This is a genomic window from Paraburkholderia sp. EG286A (assembly GCF_040965375.1).
Taxonomy (GTDB): domain Bacteria; phylum Pseudomonadota; class Gammaproteobacteria; order Burkholderiales; family Burkholderiaceae; genus Paraburkholderia.
The window spans coordinates 1,237,939-1,257,204 of the sequence record NZ_JBFRCB010000001.1 but is presented as its reverse complement, the minus strand read 5'-3'; the positions used below and the strand labels follow the sequence as shown (position 1 = coordinate 1,257,204).

Annotated in this window: 17 protein-coding genes; 3 read left to right on the top strand and 14 right to left on the bottom strand. The window is 60.8% G+C overall.

Features of this window, described 5'->3' with window-relative positions:
* Positions 1 to 3 precede the first annotated feature (3 nt).
* The 9 genes from AB4Y35_RS05620 to AB4Y35_RS05580 all read right to left on the bottom strand — a co-directional run bounded on the left by AB4Y35_RS05620 (position 4) and on the right by AB4Y35_RS05580 (position 9,475).
* Entirely contained in the window at positions 4 to 300 is a 297-nt protein-coding gene (locus AB4Y35_RS05620; RefSeq protein WP_368686899.1) for a Dabb family protein, read from the bottom strand.
* Positions 301 to 388: 88 nt separating this feature from the next.
* On the bottom strand, positions 389 to 1,597 hold the full coding sequence (gene mmsB, locus AB4Y35_RS05615; RefSeq protein ID WP_368703653.1) for a multiple monosaccharide ABC transporter permease: 1,209 nt from the start codon (positions 1,595 to 1,597) through the stop codon (positions 389 to 391).
* 1 nt (position 1,598) lies between these two features.
* Positions 1,599 to 3,128, bottom strand: coding sequence for a multiple monosaccharide ABC transporter ATP-binding protein (gene mmsA / locus AB4Y35_RS05610; RefSeq protein WP_368703652.1), 1,530 nt, complete (start codon positions 3,126 to 3,128; stop codon positions 1,599 to 1,601).
* Between the two features lie 94 nt (positions 3,129 to 3,222).
* Positions 3,223 to 4,293 carry a multiple monosaccharide ABC transporter substrate-binding protein gene (gene chvE / locus AB4Y35_RS05605; protein WP_368703651.1) on the bottom strand — a complete coding sequence of 357 codons (1,071 nt, stop codon included), beginning with the start codon at positions 4,291 to 4,293 and terminating at the stop codon, positions 3,223 to 3,225.
* A gap of 85 nt (positions 4,294 to 4,378) precedes the next feature.
* A complete protein-coding gene (locus AB4Y35_RS05600) occupies positions 4,379 to 5,467 on the bottom strand; it encodes a Gfo/Idh/MocA family protein (RefSeq protein ID WP_368703650.1) in 1,089 nt (362 codons plus the stop codon).
* A 24-nt stretch (positions 5,468 to 5,491) separates the two neighbouring features.
* Positions 5,492 to 6,484, bottom strand: coding sequence for an inositol 2-dehydrogenase (gene iolG / locus AB4Y35_RS05595; protein WP_368703649.1), 993 nt, complete (start codon positions 6,482 to 6,484; stop codon positions 5,492 to 5,494).
* Positions 6,485 to 6,534: 50 nt separating this feature from the next.
* On the bottom strand, positions 6,535 to 7,416 hold the full coding sequence (locus AB4Y35_RS05590; protein WP_368703648.1) for a sugar phosphate isomerase/epimerase family protein: 882 nt from the start codon (positions 7,414 to 7,416) through the stop codon (positions 6,535 to 6,537).
* Positions 7,417 to 7,494: 78 nt separating this feature from the next.
* On the bottom strand, positions 7,495 to 8,418 hold the full coding sequence (locus tag AB4Y35_RS05585; protein WP_368703647.1) for an intradiol ring-cleavage dioxygenase: 924 nt from the start codon (positions 8,416 to 8,418) through the stop codon (positions 7,495 to 7,497).
* A gap of 142 nt (positions 8,419 to 8,560) precedes the next feature.
* A complete protein-coding gene (locus tag AB4Y35_RS05580) occupies positions 8,561 to 9,475 on the bottom strand; it encodes a LysR family transcriptional regulator (RefSeq protein ID WP_368703646.1) in 915 nt (304 codons plus the stop codon).
* 415 nt (positions 9,476 to 9,890) lie between these two features.
* Here AB4Y35_RS05580 and AB4Y35_RS05575 point away from each other — a divergent pair, with 415 nt between their 5' ends.
* Complete coding sequence (locus AB4Y35_RS05575) at positions 9,891 to 10,934, top strand: LacI family DNA-binding transcriptional regulator (RefSeq protein ID WP_368696330.1); 1,044 nt, start codon at positions 9,891 to 9,893, stop codon at positions 10,932 to 10,934.
* Between the two features lie 16 nt (positions 10,935 to 10,950).
* On the opposite strand, the gene AB4Y35_RS05570 is transcribed toward AB4Y35_RS05575, so the two are convergent.
* From AB4Y35_RS05570 to ltrA, 3 genes are all read right to left on the bottom strand, one after another.
* Positions 10,951 to 12,135 carry a porin gene (locus AB4Y35_RS05570; RefSeq protein ID WP_368686909.1) on the bottom strand — a complete coding sequence of 395 codons (1,185 nt, stop codon included), beginning with the start codon at positions 12,133 to 12,135 and terminating at the stop codon, positions 10,951 to 10,953.
* 359 nt (positions 12,136 to 12,494) lie between these two features.
* Complete coding sequence (locus AB4Y35_RS05565; protein ID WP_368703862.1) at positions 12,495 to 12,794, bottom strand: group II intron maturase-specific domain-containing protein; 300 nt, start codon at positions 12,792 to 12,794, stop codon at positions 12,495 to 12,497.
* An 82-nt stretch (positions 12,795 to 12,876) separates the two neighbouring features.
* Positions 12,877 to 13,743, bottom strand: coding sequence for a group II intron reverse transcriptase/maturase (gene ltrA, locus AB4Y35_RS05560; RefSeq protein ID WP_368703645.1), 867 nt, complete (start codon positions 13,741 to 13,743; stop codon positions 12,877 to 12,879).
* Positions 13,744 to 14,324: 581 nt separating this feature from the next.
* On the opposite strand from ltrA, the gene AB4Y35_RS05555 reads away from it, so the two are divergent.
* On the top strand, positions 14,325 to 16,031 hold the full coding sequence (locus tag AB4Y35_RS05555; protein ID WP_368703644.1) for a phage integrase family protein: 1,707 nt from the start codon (positions 14,325 to 14,327) through the stop codon (positions 16,029 to 16,031).
* Positions 16,032 to 16,095: 64 nt separating this feature from the next.
* Here AB4Y35_RS05555 and AB4Y35_RS05550 read toward each other — a convergent pair whose 3' ends face one another.
* Positions 16,096 to 16,530 carry a winged helix-turn-helix transcriptional regulator gene (locus tag AB4Y35_RS05550; RefSeq protein ID WP_368703643.1) on the bottom strand — a complete coding sequence of 145 codons (435 nt, stop codon included), beginning with the start codon at positions 16,528 to 16,530 and terminating at the stop codon, positions 16,096 to 16,098.
* Between the two features lie 109 nt (positions 16,531 to 16,639).
* Between AB4Y35_RS05550 and AB4Y35_RS05545 the strand changes: the two genes are divergently transcribed.
* Entirely contained in the window at positions 16,640 to 17,260 is a 621-nt protein-coding gene (locus AB4Y35_RS05545) for an FMN-dependent NADH-azoreductase (protein WP_368703642.1), read from the top strand.
* A 123-nt stretch (positions 17,261 to 17,383) separates the two neighbouring features.
* Here AB4Y35_RS05545 and AB4Y35_RS05540 read toward each other — a convergent pair whose 3' ends face one another.
* A complete protein-coding gene (locus AB4Y35_RS05540; protein ID WP_368703641.1) occupies positions 17,384 to 19,000 on the bottom strand; it encodes a hypothetical protein in 1,617 nt (538 codons plus the stop codon).
* Positions 19,001 to 19,266 lie beyond the last annotated feature (266 nt).

Below are 19,266 nucleotides of genomic sequence, written 5' to 3'. Positions count from 1 at the left end.
CGCTTAAATGTAGTCGACCTGGTAGCGAGCGACACGAACATCACCCAGGACCTGCTTCACGCGCAAATGTTCAGGATGCGACGCATAGGCTTCGAGCGACGCCTGGCAGTCGAACTCCGTATACAGGACAACGTCGCAGGCATAGTCAACGGCGCTGACATCCAGCCCGACCTCGAGCTTCGTGAGCCCCGGGATCTTCCCGCTCAGGCTCTCGAATGCGCGCTTGACGAAATTCGCCGTCGCTTTCTTTTCCTCGTGCGTCTCGCCGCGAACGTTCCACATCACGATATGCTTGATCATATTTATTTCCGTTAATACTGCTTACGAACTGAACCGCTGTTCGAGCCACGATTTCGCACCTCGAACAGCGGTTCGCCGTATAGAGTCGTTACGCCTTGTTTTTGTTGTACACGTCCACGAATACGGCCGCGAGCAGCACGACACCCTTGATCACCTGCTGATAGTCGACGCCGATACCCATGATCGACATGCCGTTGTTCATCACGCCCATGATGAATGCACCCACAACGGCTCCGACTACCTTGCCGACACCGCCGGAAGCGGATGCACCGCCGATAAAGCACGCAGCGATCACGTCCAGTTCGAAACCGGTGCCGGCCTTCGGCGTGCCGCTATTCAGACGCGCTGCGAAAATGATGCCCGCGAGCGCGGCAAGCACACCCATGTTGACGAACGTGAGAAAGCTGACAGCCGGCACGCTAACGCCGGAGAGCCGAGCGGCTTTCGCATTGCCACCGACCGCGTACACACGGCGCCCGATGGTCGTACGGTTCATGACGAACGTGTACAACCCGATCAGCACGCCCATGATGACGAGCACGGTCGGCAACCCGCGGTAGGACGCGAGCAGGTAGCAAAAATAGACGATCAGGGCGGTCAGCACGACGTTCTTTGCCACGAACATCGGGAACGAACCCTTTTCCACCCCGTGCTTCGCCGCACTCGCGCGATGACGAAGCTCGATCGCGAAGAAAGCGGCGCCGACCAGAACGCCAAGCACAATCGACGTAATATGAAGGTCCTGCCCGCGGAAAATGTCAGGAATGAAACCCGAGCTGACCGCTGCGAAGCTTTCCGGGAACGGACCGATCGACTGGCCCTGAAGCACCAGATTGGTCAAGCCGCGAAACACCAGCATCCCGGCCAGCGTCACGATGAACGACGGCATGCGCCAGAATGCAATCCAGTAACCCTGCACGGCGCCAATCAGCGCGCCAGTCGCGATACAGACGATGGTGGCCACAACGTAGTTGACGTTGAACTGAACCATCAACACGGCTGCGAGGGCGCCGACCAGTCCGGCCGTCGAGCCGACCGACAGGTCGATATGGCCCGCCACGATCACCATCAGCATGCCGAGCGCCATGATGACGATGTAGCTGTTTTGCAGCACGAGATTCGTCAGGTTCAGCGGCTCCATGAGCACGCCGCCCGTCGCAAACTGGAAGAAAATCATGATGACGATCAGCGAGAAAAGCAGCCCGTATTCGCTGGCGCCGCGCTTGATCACGTCGATGATTTCACTTTTCTTGACCTCGGCCTCCTGAGGAGCCGCAGGCGAGAGAGCTTTACGCATTTCAGATGCCTCCATTTCGCATGATTGCCCGCATGATTTTTTCCTGCGAGACTTCTTCCGACGTGAACTCGCCGACGAAGCGGCCTTCGTTCATGACATAGACGCGGTCGCACATGCCAAGCAGCTCGGGCATCTCCGAAGAAATCATGACCACGCACTTACCCGCCGCAACCGCCTGATTGATGATGCTGTAGATTTCGTACTTCGCTCCCACGTCGATGCCGCGCGTGGGCTCGTCGAGAATGAGGACATCGGGCTCAGAGAACAGCCACTTGCTCAACACGACCTTCTGCTGATTGCCGCCGGACAGGTTGCCGACCACGTGCGAAACCCCTTGCGCGCGGATTCGCAACTTCTTCAGGAAGTCGGACGCAACGGTGACTTCCTCGTGCTCGTTCACGACACCGTATTTCGACACGCCCGCGAGATTCGCCAGAGAAATGTTGGTCTGGATATCGTCATCGAGAAGCAGCCCGTTGCCCTTGCGGTCTTCGGTCACGTAGGCCAGGCCCGCGTTGATGGCCTTCCTGACGGAAGAGACATCGACCGCCTTCCCATGAAGGTGAACCGAGCCGCCAATGTCTTGCCCGTAGGCGCGTCCGAACACGCTCATGGCCAGCTCGGTTCGGCCCGAACCCATCAACCCGGCGATACCCACGATTTCGCCCGCACGCGCCTTCAGGTTGACACCCTTGATGACTTCCCGGTCACGCTGGGTGGGATGCCGGACACGCCAATCCTTGACCTCGAAGATCACCTCGCCGATGTCCGGCGTTCGCTTCGGATAGCGATCGGACATCTCGCGGCCGACCATGGCCTTGATGATGCGGTCCTCGCTAACGGTTTCCGCACGACAATCGAGTTCGTCAACGGTCGACCCGTCGCGGATGACCGTAATGCTGTCTGCGACCCGCGAAATTTCGTTGAGCTTGTGCGAGATGATGATTGAGGTGACGCCACGTGCTTTCAGGTCCAGCAATAGCTCGAGCAGTGTGTCGCTGTCCTTCTCGTTCAGGCTCGCCGTGGGCTCGTCCAGAATGAGCAGGCGCACCTCCTTCGACAACGCCTTGGCGATTTCCACGAGTTGCTGCTTGCCGATTCCGAGCGTGCCAACTGGGGTATCCGGGGAATCGGTCAGTCCAACCTTCTCCAGCAGCGCCTTCGCGCGGGCGCGGGAACCTTGCCAGTCGATCACGCCGCGACGGGACTGCTCGTTGCCCAGAAAAATGTTCTCGGTAATGGACAGCATGGGAACGAGCGCGAGTTCCTGATGGATGATGATGATGCCGACCTCCTCGCTGTCCGTGATGTCGGAGAACGCGCGCTCTTCCCCTTCATACATCACGGAACCCGCATACGAACCGTGCGCATAGACGCCGCTCAGTATCTTCATCAGCGTCGACTTGCCCGCGCCGTTCTCACCGCAGATGGCGTGAATTTCGCCTTTTCTGACCTTCAGATTGACGTTATTCAAGGCCTTCACCTGGCCGAACGCCTTCTGGATGCCGTTCATCTCCAGAATCGTGTCCATCTCCGTATCCTCATATCTCTCGAGCTCGATGCACGACACCAGCGCGCCGTTACGCCTTCCAACCGTCACGGCGCGCTGAGCGACAACACCGCCATTACTTGATCTGCGCCGGCGTGTAGTAACCGCTGTTGACGAGCAGGGGTTGCACGCTTTCCTTGTCGACGAGCACCGGCTTCACCAGATAGGTGGGAACGACCTTCGCGCCGTTGTTGTAGCTTTTCGTGTCGTTCACGGGGACCGTCTTGCCGGTGAGCGCGTCGTCGACTATGTCGGCGGTAATGCTCGCCAGCTTGCGCGTATCCTTGAACACGGTCGTGGTCTGGTCGCCGCGAACAATGGCCTTCACGTTCTGGATGTCGGCATCCTGGCCGGTCACCACGGGCATCGGCGCCTGTGCGGAGCCGTAGCCCACGCCCTTGAGGGACGAAATCACGCCGATCGCGATCGCGTCATTGGGGGTCCAGACCGCATCGAGATGGTCCTTGCCGTAGAAGGCGCTCAGCAGGTTGTCCATCCGCGACTGGGCCGTCGCACCGTCCCAGTTGCGGGTCGCGATTTTTTCGAATGCCTCCTGCTTGCTGCGAATCACGAACTTGCCGCGGTCGATATACGGCTTGAGCACCGACATCCCGCCGGCATAGATCATGTGCGCGTTGTTGTCGTCCGACGAGCCGCCGAAGACCTCGATGTTCCAGGGCGTCTTGCTGCCCTTCTTTTTCCACGCATCGACGATGCTTTGCGCCTGCAGCACGCCGACGCCGTAGTTGTCGAACGTGGCGTAGTAGTCGACGTCCTTCGTCTGGCTAATCAGGCGATCGTACGAAATGACCTTGATGTGCTTCTTCTGCGCATAGGCCAATGCGTCGGAGAAGGTCTTGCCGTCGATCGGCGCAATCACCAGCGCTTTCACGCCTTTCGCCAGCATGTTTTCGACCTGATTGACCTGCGTCGGCACGTCGTAGTTCGCGTACTGCAAGTCGGCCGTGTAGCCTTTCGCCTTCAGTGCGTCGACCATGCTCTTGCCGTCGGTCAGCCAACGCGACTCGGTCTTGTCAGGCAGCGAGATACCGATGACTCCCTTGTCCCCGGCGTACGAGGACGTCGACATCGCAGCGAACCCGATGCTGAAAGTCACTGCAACCACAACACGCTTGATGATGCTCATCTCCGTCTCCTGACTTAGTACTACGTAGTTATTGGCAAATACGATTCACTTGAAGACTGGCCCCGAGCCCGAGGCCAGTCTCGCCTTACTCGATAAACACTTCTGCCCCAGCTTGTTTCGAGGAAGCGAACATGGCCTCGATGACGCGGCTGATGTTGTAGGCCTGTGTAGCGGGAACGACCGATGGGGTTCCGTTGCGCAGCGCCCCGAAGAAAGCGTTCGATTCCCGGTCGAAGTACACCGGGTTGCCGATTTCCGCAATGTCCGGCGAGTACTCGGTCTTCTTCGTGGCCCAGATTTCGGGGAAGCTCGTTTCCTGCCACTCGGTCCAGCCTTCCGGGTATGCGCCCTTGCCTGCGTCGTAGATCTTGTAGCTCGCCGGCAGCGAGCGCGAAGACATGATCCCTTCGGTGCCGTATGCCGTGATGTCCCAGCTCTCCGTCCACGGCAGCACGTCCCACGACATGAAGTCGATGGTCACGATCTTGTCTTCGTAGTTGAGCACCGCGCCAGCGGCATCTTCGCGCGACTCGTCGCCGTGGAAATTCGGGAACTTCGTGATACGCGCGTTGACCGAACGGGGCGTGCCGAAGTGGAGCAGGATGCGGTCCACCAGGTGGCAGCCGATCACGAACACGGCGCCGCCGATATCGCCGGGCTGCGTCATGTGCGCGGTGCCGGCTTCATCGTGCGAGCAGCCGCCGTGCGCGCGCACCTGGACGACCTTGCCGAGGCGCCCGCTTTTCAGGGCTGCCTGCATGACGTCGACCGATGGCGCAAAGCGCCAGCAGTAGCCCACCTGAAAGAGCCCGCCCGTGCGCTCGACGGCCTGCACGATACGCCGCGCGTCTTCCGAACTGCGTCCTGCGGGCTTCTCGCACAGCACGGCCTTGCCGGCTTCGAGCGCCTCGATGGCAAGATCGGCCATCTTGTCGCTTTTCGAGTGCACGAAGACCACGTGCACATTCTCGTCGGCCAGAATGTCCTCTTTTGTGCGAGCCTCGAGTCCGAGCGCGTCGACGAACGGCTTCAGCAACGGGCTGGTGTCCCAGGCGCCGAGCATCTTCGCATCGCTTCGACGTTGAATCGCCTTGACGCGCCCCGACGTGTGCGGGTGCGTGATACCGAGGCAGGCAACGCCTACCGTTTCTCCAGGGCGAATGTTTCGCGTCATGACAGATCTCCTCCAGCTGTATCGTTAGACCTTGACCGCTTTACCGGAAGTCGCGGACTCGAGTGCGCATTCGGCGAGACGCAGTGCCTTGAGGCCGTCGTCGACCGAGGTCGGCAGCGGCGTGTCGTTGTTCAGCGCGTCGACGAACGCCTGCAACTCGCCCTTGTAAGCCTCGACGTAGCGTTCGAGGAAGAAGTTGAGCAGCGGCTCGCGCACGTCGGTCGCTTCCTTGGTCCAGCGGCGGATGGTCGAAGGACGCAGGTTTTCCTGCAGGAGCATGCCTCTCGAGCCCGACACTTCCATGCGCTGGTCGTACCCATAAACGGCTTCGCGGCAACAGTTGATATGGCATTGCTTGCCGGACGCCGTACGCAGCTGCACCATGACGGTGTCGAAGTCGCCCAGTTCGGCGAGCGACGTGTCAACGAGGCGGCTCGCCAGCGCCATCACTTCCACCGGCTCCTCGCCGAGCAGCCAGCGGGCCATGTCGAGGTCGTGAATCACCATGTCGCGGAAAATGCCGCCCGAATGCTCGACGTAGTCGCGTGGGGGCATACCAGGGTCGCGGCTCGAAATGACGACCTGGCGGACTTCGCCCACCTCGCCGGCGTCGATCGCCTTGCGGAACGCCTGGGAGGTCGGATCGAAGCGGCGGTTGAAGGCGAGCATCACACGTCCACGCAGACGCTCGACTTCGCGGGCCGCGGCCAGCGACTTCTCCATGTCGAGATCGATGGGCTTTTCGCAGAGCACAGCCTTGCCGCGCGCCACGGCTTCCAGCATAAACGTGATGTGGGTATCGGTCGGCGTGCCGATCACCACGGCGTCGACATCGCTGCGTTGCAGAACGGCCATGCAGTCGGTCGACGCTTCGCAGCCCAGGCGTTCAGCGAGCGAGTTGGCCGCTGCCGCCACCGGGTCGGCGACGACGACGAGCCTCGCGTTCGGAATCGCGGCTGCGTTGCCTGCGTGAATGCGGCCAATCCGGCCCGCGCCGAGAACAGCGATACGAATCATGTTTGTCTCCAGAGATGTCGGGTTTGAGCGATGGTTGCGTGATGGTCGCGTCAGGCCGAAGCGCCCGCCGTGGTCGAAAACTGGGCGATGGTGGTGTCGTAAGCGCGCTTTGCCATCTGATCGAGCGGCAGCTTGCGGAACGGCTCCGAAATCAGTTCGACGCCGTAGTACGGCAGGTCGCAACCGGCTTGCTCGAGCGCCTCGACAAACGCGCGGCAGTCGGCGGCCCCTTCACCGCACAGCTTGCGGTTGAAGGTCGAGTCGTCCAGCAGCGTCCCTTGAATCTGCGCGGCGACATCGTCCAGTTCCACGCCCTTGATGAAGCGCGCTGGAATTTGGGCGACCTCGCCATAGGGGCTGCCGAAACGGGCAACGTGCCAGTGATCGACCATCAACCCGCCATTAGGCTGATCGGCGCCTTCAGCGATCTTCAATGCATCGCCGATATTTCGGATGACTGAGAAAGGCATGAACTCGATCGCGACAGTCGCACCGACCATCGCCACCTCTTCGCACAACTTCGCGAACGCTTCCGTCATGCGCGGAAAATTGGCCGGGCTTTCGTCGAAAGGATTGGCACCGACTTTCAGGTTACGCATGCCTAGCTCGGCGCCCAGTTCGATGACACGGCGACGGAAATGGTCCGACTTGACACGCGCTTCGCCATCGAGATACCAGTCCATCAGGATTTCAAGCTCGAAGTACTTCATGCCTGTATCGTCGAGAATCTTCCTCACGCCCGAGATCCCGTTCTGCTCGACGCTGTACTCGAGGTCGTCGAGGATGAGGCCCATGCCGCGCCAACCCGCGCGCGACGCAGCTTCCGCGCGATCGCGCAGCGGATACGGACTGACTTCCGTCGGGGCGCCGGGGTAGACATCGCCAGCCAGCGTCCAGTAGGCGGCCAGCAGCTCTTTGGTTTTCGTGCTCATTTCCAGTGTCCAGTCACTCAGGTAGTTGAGGTGTTCATCGGCGCGCCTCGATGCGTGCCGCGCGGTCGTGAACAGGCATTACGCAATAACGTGTGCGGGCTTCGTGGCAGGTGCGAGAGCGAAGTCCCACGTCACCGACCAGAACGGGGCTTCGAGCCCAACCCTCTGTGCGGTTTCCCGGTCTTCGACCTTCCTGAAATCGGCGATGAGTTCGCTCTTGACGCCGAACACCGCGTCTTCAGGGAGATACGGGCAATCCGGCGTGAAGATGTGCGTGATGACAGGCTCGTAGCCGGGCGCGGTCACGATGAAATGCAGATGGGCTGCCCGGTTCGGGTGGCGTCCCATCGCGCCGAGGAGCTTGCCGACGGGGCCATCGGAAGGAATCGGATAGTGGCGCGGCTTGACCGACTTGAACGAGTAGCCGCCGTCATGATCCGAAGTGAACACGCCGCGCAGATTCGAGTCGGGCTGGATGCCCTTTTGCTGGACATCGTAGAAGCCGTCGTCGTTCGTCTGCCAGACTTCGAGCTTCGCATCCGCAATCGGCTTGCCGGCAAGATCGGTCACACGCCCGGCAACGACGAGCGGCTCGCCCTTGCCGTCGAGGCAGATGTTCGCGCCATTCTCGTACTCGGGTGCATTCGCCACATAGAACGGGCCGAGAATCGTATTCGGCGTCGCGCCGGTCGGGCGGCGATGGTTGATGGCATCGACCAGCATCGAGACGCCGAGAATATCGGACAGCAGAATGTACTCCTGCCGCCACGCATTGCATATCTGGCCGGTCTCGGTGAGAAAGCGAACCGCGGCGAGCCATTCTTCGTGCGTCGGTTCGATTTCCTTCACCGCGGCGTGAAGATGCTTGACCAGCACGGACATGACTTGCTCGAGACGAGGATCGATGCCCTGCCCCATACGTCCGTTCACGATATCCGCAGACTGTGCCTCGTCGAAGTACGCAGAACGGGAGTGCGAAACGGTGGCTGTTGCCTCTTGCATGGAATGTCTCCTTCAGTGTTTCTCTACTGCTTTGAAGGAAGTCTATCTTCGCTATTGGCGGCAAAACAGAGCTGAAAAGGGAATCTCTTTCGCGTCTCGCGGGAAACTGCGTTGCTACGCACGAGCCGACGAGGAGCCATGGTTACTCTGTCCATAGCCGCTCGAATTCGTTCTTCCTGAAGCGCTCTGCAAGCGCCTCAATGAAAAGCCGAACCTTCACGGGCATGTGCGAACGCGTCTGGAAAGCGATGTTCATCGTGAGACGAGGCAGATCCCAGTCGTCGAGAACCGGCACGAGGCGGCCCGCTTTGATGTCGTCGTAGATGATGTATTTGGGCTGGACGAGTATGCCCATGCCGTCGAGCGCGGCAACCCTCAATATCTGACCGTCATTGGATTCAAGCAACGGTTTCACTTTCACGCAGACGCACTCGCCGTCGCGTTGAAACGCGAGGTCGCGGGGATTGTCGGCGAGGCCGTAGTTCAGCACCTTGTGCTTGCCGAGTTCGGCAGGAAAGCGCGGCGAGCCGTTCGCTGCAAGGTAATCGGGCGCAGCGGCGAGAACCCGACGTGTCGCCGCTAGGCGACGCACCGTGATGTTGCTATCAGGTTCGAGAACCTTGGTTCGAATCGCGACGTCGATGCCGTTTTCGATAATGTCGTAGTAGCGATTCGCCGCGACCACGTCGACCGTGATGTCCGGATAGCGCGCCGTGAATTCCGGCAGCATCGGTGCGATATGCAGCATGCAAAACGACAGCGACGCCGTCACCCTCAACAGGCCGCTCGGGCGAGCCGTCGCGTCCTTGACGACCAGTTCGGCTTCGCCAAGGTCCGCAAGGATCGATTTGCAGCGTCGATGAAACTCGGCGCCCGCTTCCGTGAGGAAGAGGTTGCGCGTCGTCCGTCGCACGAGTTGCACGCCGAGGCGAGCCTCGAGCGAAATGAGATACCGACTCGCGGCAGATATCGACAGCTCGACCGCCTCCGCCGCCCGACTGATACTGCCGGTCTCGGCGACCTCGACGAACAGCTGGACTTCCTTAAACTGGTCCATCTTCCCACACCATCCAGGAGGCTCGAGTGTTCAGCGCGGTTTCATGCGCGCGAACTCCGGTTGCCGGACGGCTGCCTCGCGTGCGCCATTCGTGACCAAAGGATAGGGCAAGCAAGCTATCCGTGATGCAGCAAAAATCCATCAGAAATCCATCAAAATCAGGGATAACCCGAGCGAAAAAATCGGCGGTTCTGGAGGCCACTTCGCGCTATCCTATGCAACGGTCGGCCAGTATCTGCTTCATTCGTAACGAGATTTTCCGGCCAGGCCGACGATCGATGCCACGACGCACGCCTTGCCCATCGCGTGGCGCTAACCGCGACGGCGCAGTGCAATCCGCGCTATCAAAGTGCGCTGACGATGCATCGCGATATCCGGAAGGCATCGAAAAAACATCATTCATGAGACATCTGTCGTGACCCACCGATTTCTCATCAAGGAAATAGCCCTGCAGGCCGGCGTCGGCGTCGCCACCGTTGACCGCGTCGTCAACAATCGCGGCAGCGTCCGCGAGCAAACAAAAAAGCGTGTAGAACAAGCCATCAAGGAACTCGAGAAACAGGAACTCTATTCGCTCCCCGCCGGACGAAAACTGATCGTCGACGTGGTCGTCGAAGCCCCCAACCGTTTCGCCGATGAAATCAAGGAAGCGCTGGAGGCAGAGATACCGACGCTGCATCCCGCGATTTTCCGTCCGCGCTTTCTTATGCAGGAGACGATGACCACGGCCGAGGTCGTGGAGGCGCTTCGTTCCATTGCTCATCGAGGCAGCCACGGCGTTTTCCTGAAGGCACGCGATGTACCGGAAATCTCGGACACCATTGCCGACCTCAAACGATCCGGCATTCCTGTCGTCACGACGTTCACCGATATTCCTCTTTCCGGCCGCATTGCATACGCTGGCCTCGATAATCGGGTCGCCGGCGCCACCGCCGCCTACCTTCTCGTCCAATGGCTTGGCACCCGGTCCGGTAACGTATTGATCACCATGAGCGACGAGCGCTTCAGAGGCGAAGAGGAACGCGAAATCAGCTTTCGCCGTGCGCTGCGAATCCATCATCCCAAACTGTCGTTGATCGATGCCAGCGGTGGCCACGGCCTCGACGCGCCAACGGAAAATCTGGTCAAGGCTGCACTTAAGGGGCAATCCGACGTTGTGGCGGTCTACTCGATGGGCGGCGGAAATCGTGCCATTCTGCGGGCTCTCGAGGCGCTAGGGATCGCACCGAAGTGCTTTATCGGTCACGACATCGACCGGGATAACGTCGAGTTGCTGCGCGAAGGCAAGATCCAGGCAATTTTGCATCACGAACTCCGGCAAGACATGCGCTCCGCTTGCCAGCACATCATGCACTTCCACAAAATGTTGCCGGCAACGGCAGTCTCGCAGTCGTCGTCGGTCGTCGTTGTCACGCCCGAAAATATCCCTGCCCACATCGCAGCGCGATTCCGACGATAGACGATGAGTCCGCCCGCTAGAACTGGGTGGCGAGGCCGGCAATCACGCCGAACTGACTCTTCCCATAGTTCGGATTGGTGGTCGATGCGGCGCTGCTCACTGGGTCGAAGTTGGTATTGGCGCCATAGAGGCCGCCATTGAGTCCCAGGTTCGACGTCGAGCTGTTGCGCACGTAGCCGAGTTCGGTATAGAGCAGCGTGCGTTTCGACAGCGAGTAATTGGCACCCAGCGTGAACAGCGTAGCGTTGCCGTTCCCATGGTTGGCGTTTGCGTGGTACACCGCTCCCGAAATCGCCAGCGCTGGCGTGCTGTTCCAGATTGCACCAATCCATTCGTGGTTGACGGCGGTCGGCAATGACGTCCCGGCCGGAAGTGCCGTCGGCGTGGCCGTGCCGAAATAGCCTTCGTTCGATGCATCGGGTGCACTGAGATGCTGGTAGCCGATATACGCCACGACTGGGCCGAACGCGTACGTCGCGCCGGTGAGTATCGAGCGCGAGGTCAGGTACACGTTGCTGAACTGCCCGTTGGGATCGCGGACTTCGTCGTACGTTGCCTGCCAGAACAACCCACCTCGCTGGTACGAAAGCTTGATCGCATCCGAACGGCCCTGCGCACTGCCCAGGCCCGTCGACGTTCCCAGTTGGCCCGGCGCGCTACCGGGGTTGCCTTCATTCCACTTCGGCGAATTGGTCAGGTCGTACTGGCCTTGAAGAATGAAACCCGCAAGCTTCGGCGACAGATACTCGACGCCGTTGGCAGCCTGAGAGAAAATCCGCCCGCGAACCAGTGTGCCGATCGAATACTTCTTGGTCTGCTGCGGGTCGACGTCTCCTGAGTACTGGCTCAGTTCGGCCGAGCCCATGTTGCCGAGCTTCACCTGCCCCCATGTGTCGTTCTGCATACCCACGGTCGCCTGTCCCTCGAAGAAGCTACCGTTCGCAAAGCTGCCGTTTTGCGTATTCAGACGCGACTCCAGCTGGAAGATCGCCCTCGTCCCGCCGCCAAGATCCTCGGCCCCCTTCAGCCCGAAGCGCGACTGTGCCCACCCCCCGCTCTGCGCACCGAATTTATTCCCGTTCGGCAGGCCGGTCTCGTACACGAGTCCATTGTCGACAATCCCGTACAGCGTCACACTGCTTTGCGCGCTAGCCGATACCGCTGCCGTAGCCGCCACCATCCCCAACAATGCTTTTTTCATCTCGTCTCCTTAGTTTTCCTGAATTAATTTCTGTGATTTACAGCGTCGATGGGACCGGATGCCAAACCCTTACGCGGACAATGAAAATACGACGCGATGCGTCCGAGGTCGGTGGCGTGGCCGCATCCGAAATCAATTTTTGGCAGAGTTTAGATTCGACGCGCGCTGTGAGACAGAGCCAGAAGAGAAATCTATTTCCCGGAAATCGGGAAAATGCGGGATAGCGAGATCAGGCGCACAGGGCGAGTCAGGATTGCGAGGCGTAGATGGCCACCATAAAGAGGTGAGTAGACCCGGGGAGTTGCACCCCGAGCCTCTCGCAGAACCGAACGTGAATCTCTCGACTCATTCGGCTCCCGCTATCCAACCGATACCCCGACGACACGCCAGTGGACAAACAACCGGGGGTGGACGCGCTGCATCTTACGTAGCCATTCCGCACTACGTCTCTTGTGCTGCCGCAACCCCTTGTACTTTCGTCGAGCCCACCGCAGAAGCCGTAGGTCGATGTAGCCGAAGAGGCTGTGCATTGCCGTCCGATAGAACGCCCCATAGTAGTTCCACCACCCTTGTATCGTCGTGTTGCATTGCTGCGCAAGTTCATCCAGCGTCGCCGGTGTTCGTCGATGCACGCGCCAACTACGCACGACCTGTCTCATCCGCTTTAAGGCATCATTGCTCACCGCTGGCAGAAAGCTAGTAAATCGCTGCCGCTGGTGTTTGTTCAATGCCGCTCTCGGTCTAAACGTAAAAACCGAGGAACGTAAACTGCACGTTCGGATAAGTGCCAGTGCGCTTACTGTCCTTGCAATACACGATCTTCGACTTCTCCGGATGCATCGTCAGGCCACACTCTCCCAGCCGTGCTGCAATCGCTTGCATCACGGATTGCGCTTCCGCCAGACTGCGGCAATGAACCACCGCGTCGTCGGCGTAACGTGCAAAGGGCGATTGCGGCCATGTCCGCCGCATCCAGCTATCGAACGCATAGTGCATAAACAGATTCATCAAGATCGGGCTGACCACGCCGCCCTGTGGTGTACCCCGCGTGCGAGGCAAATTCGCCCCATCCGCAGTTTCGAACGGCGCAGTCAGCCACCGCTCGACGTACAACAGGATCCAGCTCTCCTTGATATGGCGTCGCACCGCTTTCATCAGCAACGCATGGTCGATCTGGTCGAATGCCGCCTTGATGTCAAACTCAACAACCCAGTCGTATTTCCAGCAACGCGTACGCGTCACGGCAATCGCCTGTTTAGCCGACTTGCCCGGCCGATAGCCATATGAATCTTCATGGAATATCGGGTCGAGCGTCGGCTCGATCATCAGCTTGACTACACTTTGCGCCACCCGATCAGATACGGTGGGAATCCCCAGCTTTCTCGTGCCGCCCTTGGCCTTCGGAATCTCAACCTGCTTCACCGGTGGCGGGAAATACGACCCCGACGACATCCGATTCCACAGCTTGTACAGATTTCCCGAAAGATTCTGCTCGAACATGGCGATAGTTTCATCGTCCACGCCGGCAGCACCGCGGTTAGCCCTTACCAACTGGTACGCTTCCCACACGACCCGTTTCGCAATGCTGTACGGTTTCGTTGATGTCATGTCACTCATCCCCGCATTGCAGGTTGGTGCCCTTCGTCAACAGGATAACGCCGCCCCTTCGCTCCACCTTCATTACAAAGGCTTCAACACTACTACGAGCGGCTCCGCCCCTCGCTTCGACATCGGTATTCTTCCTCATGGTGTCTGCCATTTGTCATTTCCCTTTGCATTCGAAGCAAGGTTCTCACGTTCCATACCAAAGCCTGTATTGAGTTCATGCCGCCTTTACACCGGCTGCCATCGGGTCCGTAATCAGGCGTCGTCCCGACTGATCCTGGAGTAGGATTACGCCTCCAGTTTTGACAGCGCTTTAAATAAGTAACGATGCGTCGTCGGACGGTTTGCTTCCGCTCATCTACTCAACACGTACCTGCCACCCTCACCGGGTGACTTTTCCACGGTCGCTCACCACCGCGTCTTTTGAACGCAGCAGCACCGGGCGGTTTGAAGCCTGCTCCTGAAAGCCGACTTCGGGAGGCCTGCTCCCATCTTCAGTACAGCACCGCAGGCTCTCGCCTGCGTTCGTGACACACTAATCCTTCTTATCACTAGGTACCTATTTCTACGCTAAACTTCGTCACATGAAAACGCGTCACTCCCCCCTTCCCGCACCCGCTTCCGCCGAACCGGCCGGGTTCCCCGACGCCGACGAACTCGCCATGCTGCGCGCGTGGTATGCAGGCCTCGCCGTGCGGCCCGCCGTCGAGCGTTATCTCCCCTCGGCGCTCGGCGACGGGAAGTCGGCGCGTGGCGTGCTCGGGCGCATCCGGCGCAGGCTCGTCGCCCTCGCGCGCGCGGCGCATCGCGACGATCTGGTGGCGTTGTTCGAGCACCCGGTGGAGGAACGCGAGCGGCACGCCAAGGCCGTCGCGCAGGCAATCGACAGCCTGCGCACCGCCCGCCCTCCCGAACCCCAGATCGCCGACGACATCGCACAGTGGTTCACGCCGCGCGCCGTGCGGGTGCTGTACGCGCACGGCGTCACCACGCTCGCCGACCTGACCGTGCGTATCCCGCGCCGCCGCCAGTGGTGGAAAGCGGTGCCGGGCCTCGGGATGGCGAGTGCCCGCGCGATCGAGGCGTTCTTTGCGGCCTGGCCGGGACTCACGGAAAAGGCGCGCGCGCTCATCGCCGCGAGCCAGCGCGGCGACATCGCACCGTGGGAGTCACTCAAGCTGCCGCACGAAGTCGACGGCTCCGAGGGCACGTTCCGTGCACCGCGCGCGACCTGCACGCTGGACGCGTCGAACGACTATGAAGCGATCCAGACCTGGCTCGCGCTGCACGAATCGCCCGCCACCCAGCGTACCTACCGGAAGGAAGCCGAACGCCTGATCCTCTGGGCGATCGTCGAGCGTGGCCGCGCGCTCTCGTCGCTCTCGACCGAGGACGCCATTGCCTACCGCGCGTTCCTGCGCCATCCTTCCCCGCGCGGCCGTTGGGTCGGCCCCGTGAGGGCGCGCACCTCGCCGGACTGGCGGCCGTTCAACGGCAGCCTCTCGGCGCGCTCGGTCGCGCATGCGCTGTCGATCCTCGGCGCGCTGTTCCGTTGGCTCATCGAGCAGCGCTACGTGCTCGCCAATCCGTTTTCCGGCGTGAAAGTGCGCGGCGCGAGCGGCGCGCAGGCGCTCGACACCTCGCACGCATTCAGCGAAGGGGAATGGGCGCTCGTGCGCACGATCGCAGACGGCCTCGAGTGGTCGTACGGCTGGTCAGCGCCGGCCGCACAGCGGCTGCGTTTCCTGCTCGATTTCGGCTATGCGACCGGCCTGCGCGCGAGCGAGCTGGTCGGCGCCACGCTCGGGCACGTCGAGACGGACGCACGCGGCGATCATTGGCTGCGCGTGACGGGCAAGGGAAAGAAGCTCGCGCGCGTCGCCTTGCCGCCGCTCGCGTGGGAGGCGCTCGCGCACTATCTGGCCGAACGCGACCTGCCTGTCGTGTCCGTGCGCTGGAATCCGGCGACGCCGGTCATCGGCAGTCTCGAGGCCGACAGCGACGCCGCGATCAGCAGCGTGCGTTTGTGGGGGGTGCTGCGGCGCTTCTTCCTGCTGGCCGCCAAAGCCATCGAGGCCGATCATGCGCCGCTTGCGGAAAAGCTGCGCCGCGCGAGTCCGCACTGGATGCGCCACACGCACGCCACACACGCGCTCGGGCGCGGCGCCGAACTCACCACGGTGCGCGACAACCTGCGGCATGCTTCCGTTTCGACGACCTCGATCTATCTGCACAGCGACGAAGTCAAGCGCGCGCGGCAGATCGCGGATGCGTTTGGCAAAGCGAAATGAATCCGCGTCCACCGGATCATTCGCAACTCGGTAGGCGACAAATACGCGTAGGCCGGCCGTCGAGTCAGCGTCGCTGGTAAACAACGCCCTGCGGTGAGAAGCGATCCGGCTCGGGTTCCTCGTCGAAGCGTCGATGCGCTTCAGCAATGGCCGACTCGTTGTTGTTCGCCCAGTTGACCAGCGCCATCACCGGCTCCAGCAACGTGCGCCCCATTTCGGTCAGTGCGTAATCGACACGCGGCGGAATCGTCGCATACATCGTGCGGGTCACCAGCCCGTCGCGTTCAAGCCCGCGTAACGTCAGCGTCAGCATGCGTTGCGAGATGCCGTCGATTTTCCGTTTCAGTTCATTGAAGCGCCGCGGCTCACTGGCCAGCGTGGCGATGATGTAGAGGCTCCATTTGTCGCCGATCCGATCGAGGAGTTCACGGGTGGCCTTACAGCCACCGGCGTCGGGTTCGGGCATCTCCCCGGGGAGATCAGTGTGACTCAGTGACATGCATGTGCCTTCTTGTGGAGCCAGGACAGGAACAATACCATCCTGCGTATGGTTAGGTAATCAACAACCAGATAGTTACCTAGTTCCTGTTATATACCATGGAGCCAACATGAGCCACATCCTGCTGCTCACTTCGAGCCCTCGCGGTGCCGACAGCCTGTCAACGAGAATCGCCAGTGAGTTCGCCCAAAGACTCCGCGACCAGCGCCCTGGCAGCACACTGAGCATTCGCGATCTCTATGCCGATCCGCTGGCCCATATCGATGAAGCCTACGTCGTCGGCCGCGCGCTTGCGCCAGATGCACGTAGTCCGGCGCATTCAGAGGCAGTCGGCGTGGCAGAAGCCCTTATTGGCGAGCTGGCCGCCGCCGACACCGTCGTGATCGGCTCGGGCATGATCAATTTCGGACCGCCCACGCAACTCAAAGCATGGTTCGATTACGTGACCTGGCCTGGCGTGACCTTCAAGTACGACAATAGCGGCGTAGCAGGCTTGCTGACGGGCAAGAAGGTCTATTTGTTTACTGCCGCCGGGGGCGTTTTCTCGGATGGTCCCTACGCGCCGCTGGACTACCAATCTGGCTACCTGAAGCATCTTCTGGGCTTCATCGGGCTGACCGACGTCGAGCATCTACGCGTGGAAGGCGTTGCTTATGGACCGGAAGCGGCAAAGACGGCCATCGCCAACGCCGAAACGGCAGTGCAATCGCTGCTGGCGGAGGCTGTTTGATTTCATGGCGGCACAAAGGCTGTCGCCCTCTTCTGTCGCCCACATATGTCGCCTGCAGGGCGACCCGGACCTTCCGGGCCGCCCTCCCTTCAAGCCGGGGCCGACATGCGCCCCATGCAGGCTTCAGTGCGTCGGCGTGAACGAAACGCCGCGCAATACTTCTGCAAATCCTGCGCTACGCACCGTGACGAATTGTTCCCGAGTGCCTGGAGCGGTCGTGTTCTTCAGCAAATCGCGGATCGCCACCAGCTTGTTCGGATCCGCGCCCTGGTCGCCGCTTCCGCTGACTGTCGACGTGATCGCCCACAACATCACGGTACCGTCACCCTCGACCTGGCCCGTCAGGTTGCGCAGGCCGTCGGTTGCCGGTGCCCACGGCAGACTGGTTGCCTGGTTCGCCCCGGTCGGATAGCCGTTCACCGTGTACGATTTGCCGAGGTCCAAGCCGTTCTGCAACGTGTACGCGAGCGTCCAGGTCTGCGTCGTCGCGTTGTACACCCACTTCTGCAAGCCGGCGAGCTGCTGTGCGGCGGCATGCGTGTACAGATCGGAGCCGCCCGCGTAGCCGTCGCCTTCGTCTGCTACATACAGCGTATTCGCATCAGCGAACCACAGGCCGAAGGGGAAGTGCGTCGGATTCGTCGTCTTGTTCGACGTCGTCGGGAAGCCGCGAAGCACGCACATGTTGCTCGGCAGGCCATTGGCCTGCAGCGTGGCGGCGTTATACGTGAGCGGTTGGGTCGGCAGTTTCGCATTCGGCGCCGGCACGCCCACGCCGTTCGGGCATGCGGTACCCGTCGTATCGAGGAAGTACACGGTGTTGACGCCGTTGCCGCCGCTGCCCTTCGTGTAGTACAGCACGTTGTTGTAGATCGTCAGGCCGCGGAAGTTGTCGTCCTTGCCGATCTTGTCGGCCTTGTCACCGAGTTCGGTAACGGAAAAGCTGCCGATGGGCGTCGGCGTGCCCGGCGTTTGCTGCGCTTCGTGCTGGCTCGATCCGTCCATCACCTGCGCGCCGGCGCCGAGCACGATGCCGTTGGGCTGCGGGTTCCCGCCGTTGCCTGCGTTGCCGGACGTGTAGATGATGTTCTGGCCGTTGCTGTCGTTGAGGATCGCGGCACGACCATTATTCCCGCTGTACGCGTTGGTTTCCGTGAACTTGAACTGGCCGTTTTCATCGACACGCGCCACGGCCCGATAGACGTTCTCGCCGACCGGGTTGGTCGGATCGATCGCACCCGGCGTGTTCGAGTTGGACACATCGATCGCGTTGACCGGGGCGACGTAACCCATGAACGTCAGGTACTTGCCGTCCGTCGACAGGTTCAGCGCCATTTCCGATTTCGACGAGAAGCTCGTCACCATCTGGTCGCCACCCTGGCCCGGATTCATGCTGTTCGGTACCTCGAGCGTGTTGACGAGTCGGCCGTCCGGCGTGATCTGGTCAAGGAAGGCTCGTGCAGTGATGCCGAAGCTCGAGTCATAGATCGCGTTGTTGAACACATACGGAAAGGTACCGTCGTTCGTCGCGCCGGTTGCTGCCGCGCAGCCGCCTTGCGTGCTCGAGCAATTCGGCGGCAGCACGGTGCCGGGTTGCACGTTGCTCGACAGATTGTCGTAAACACCGCGGCTGACAACCAGGTTGCCGGGCTGGAACTGGCTTGCATGGGCCGCTTGTGTAGCCACGCTGGCGGCGATCAGGGTGAGGGCAATCGCGGGCCGCAGGAAAATTGTTTGCATGTACAGACTCCCAATATTATGAAGAAATCGATTTAGTCTTCTGGTTCTCTGCATGACACAACGTGGGTACGACGGTGCGACTTTAGATATCCAGAATGAAGGAATGATTGCCGCGACCTTTCAAACCTACTGGGATTTGCTAACAGACATGTTGCGGCTGCAACCGGGTTCGGCCGGACCGGGGCGTCCCGGCGTGAAGGGGTGGAGAGGATTTCGAGTTTGGCGGCAGTGCCATTGTTAGGCGGAGGAGCAACTTCGAGCGTGCC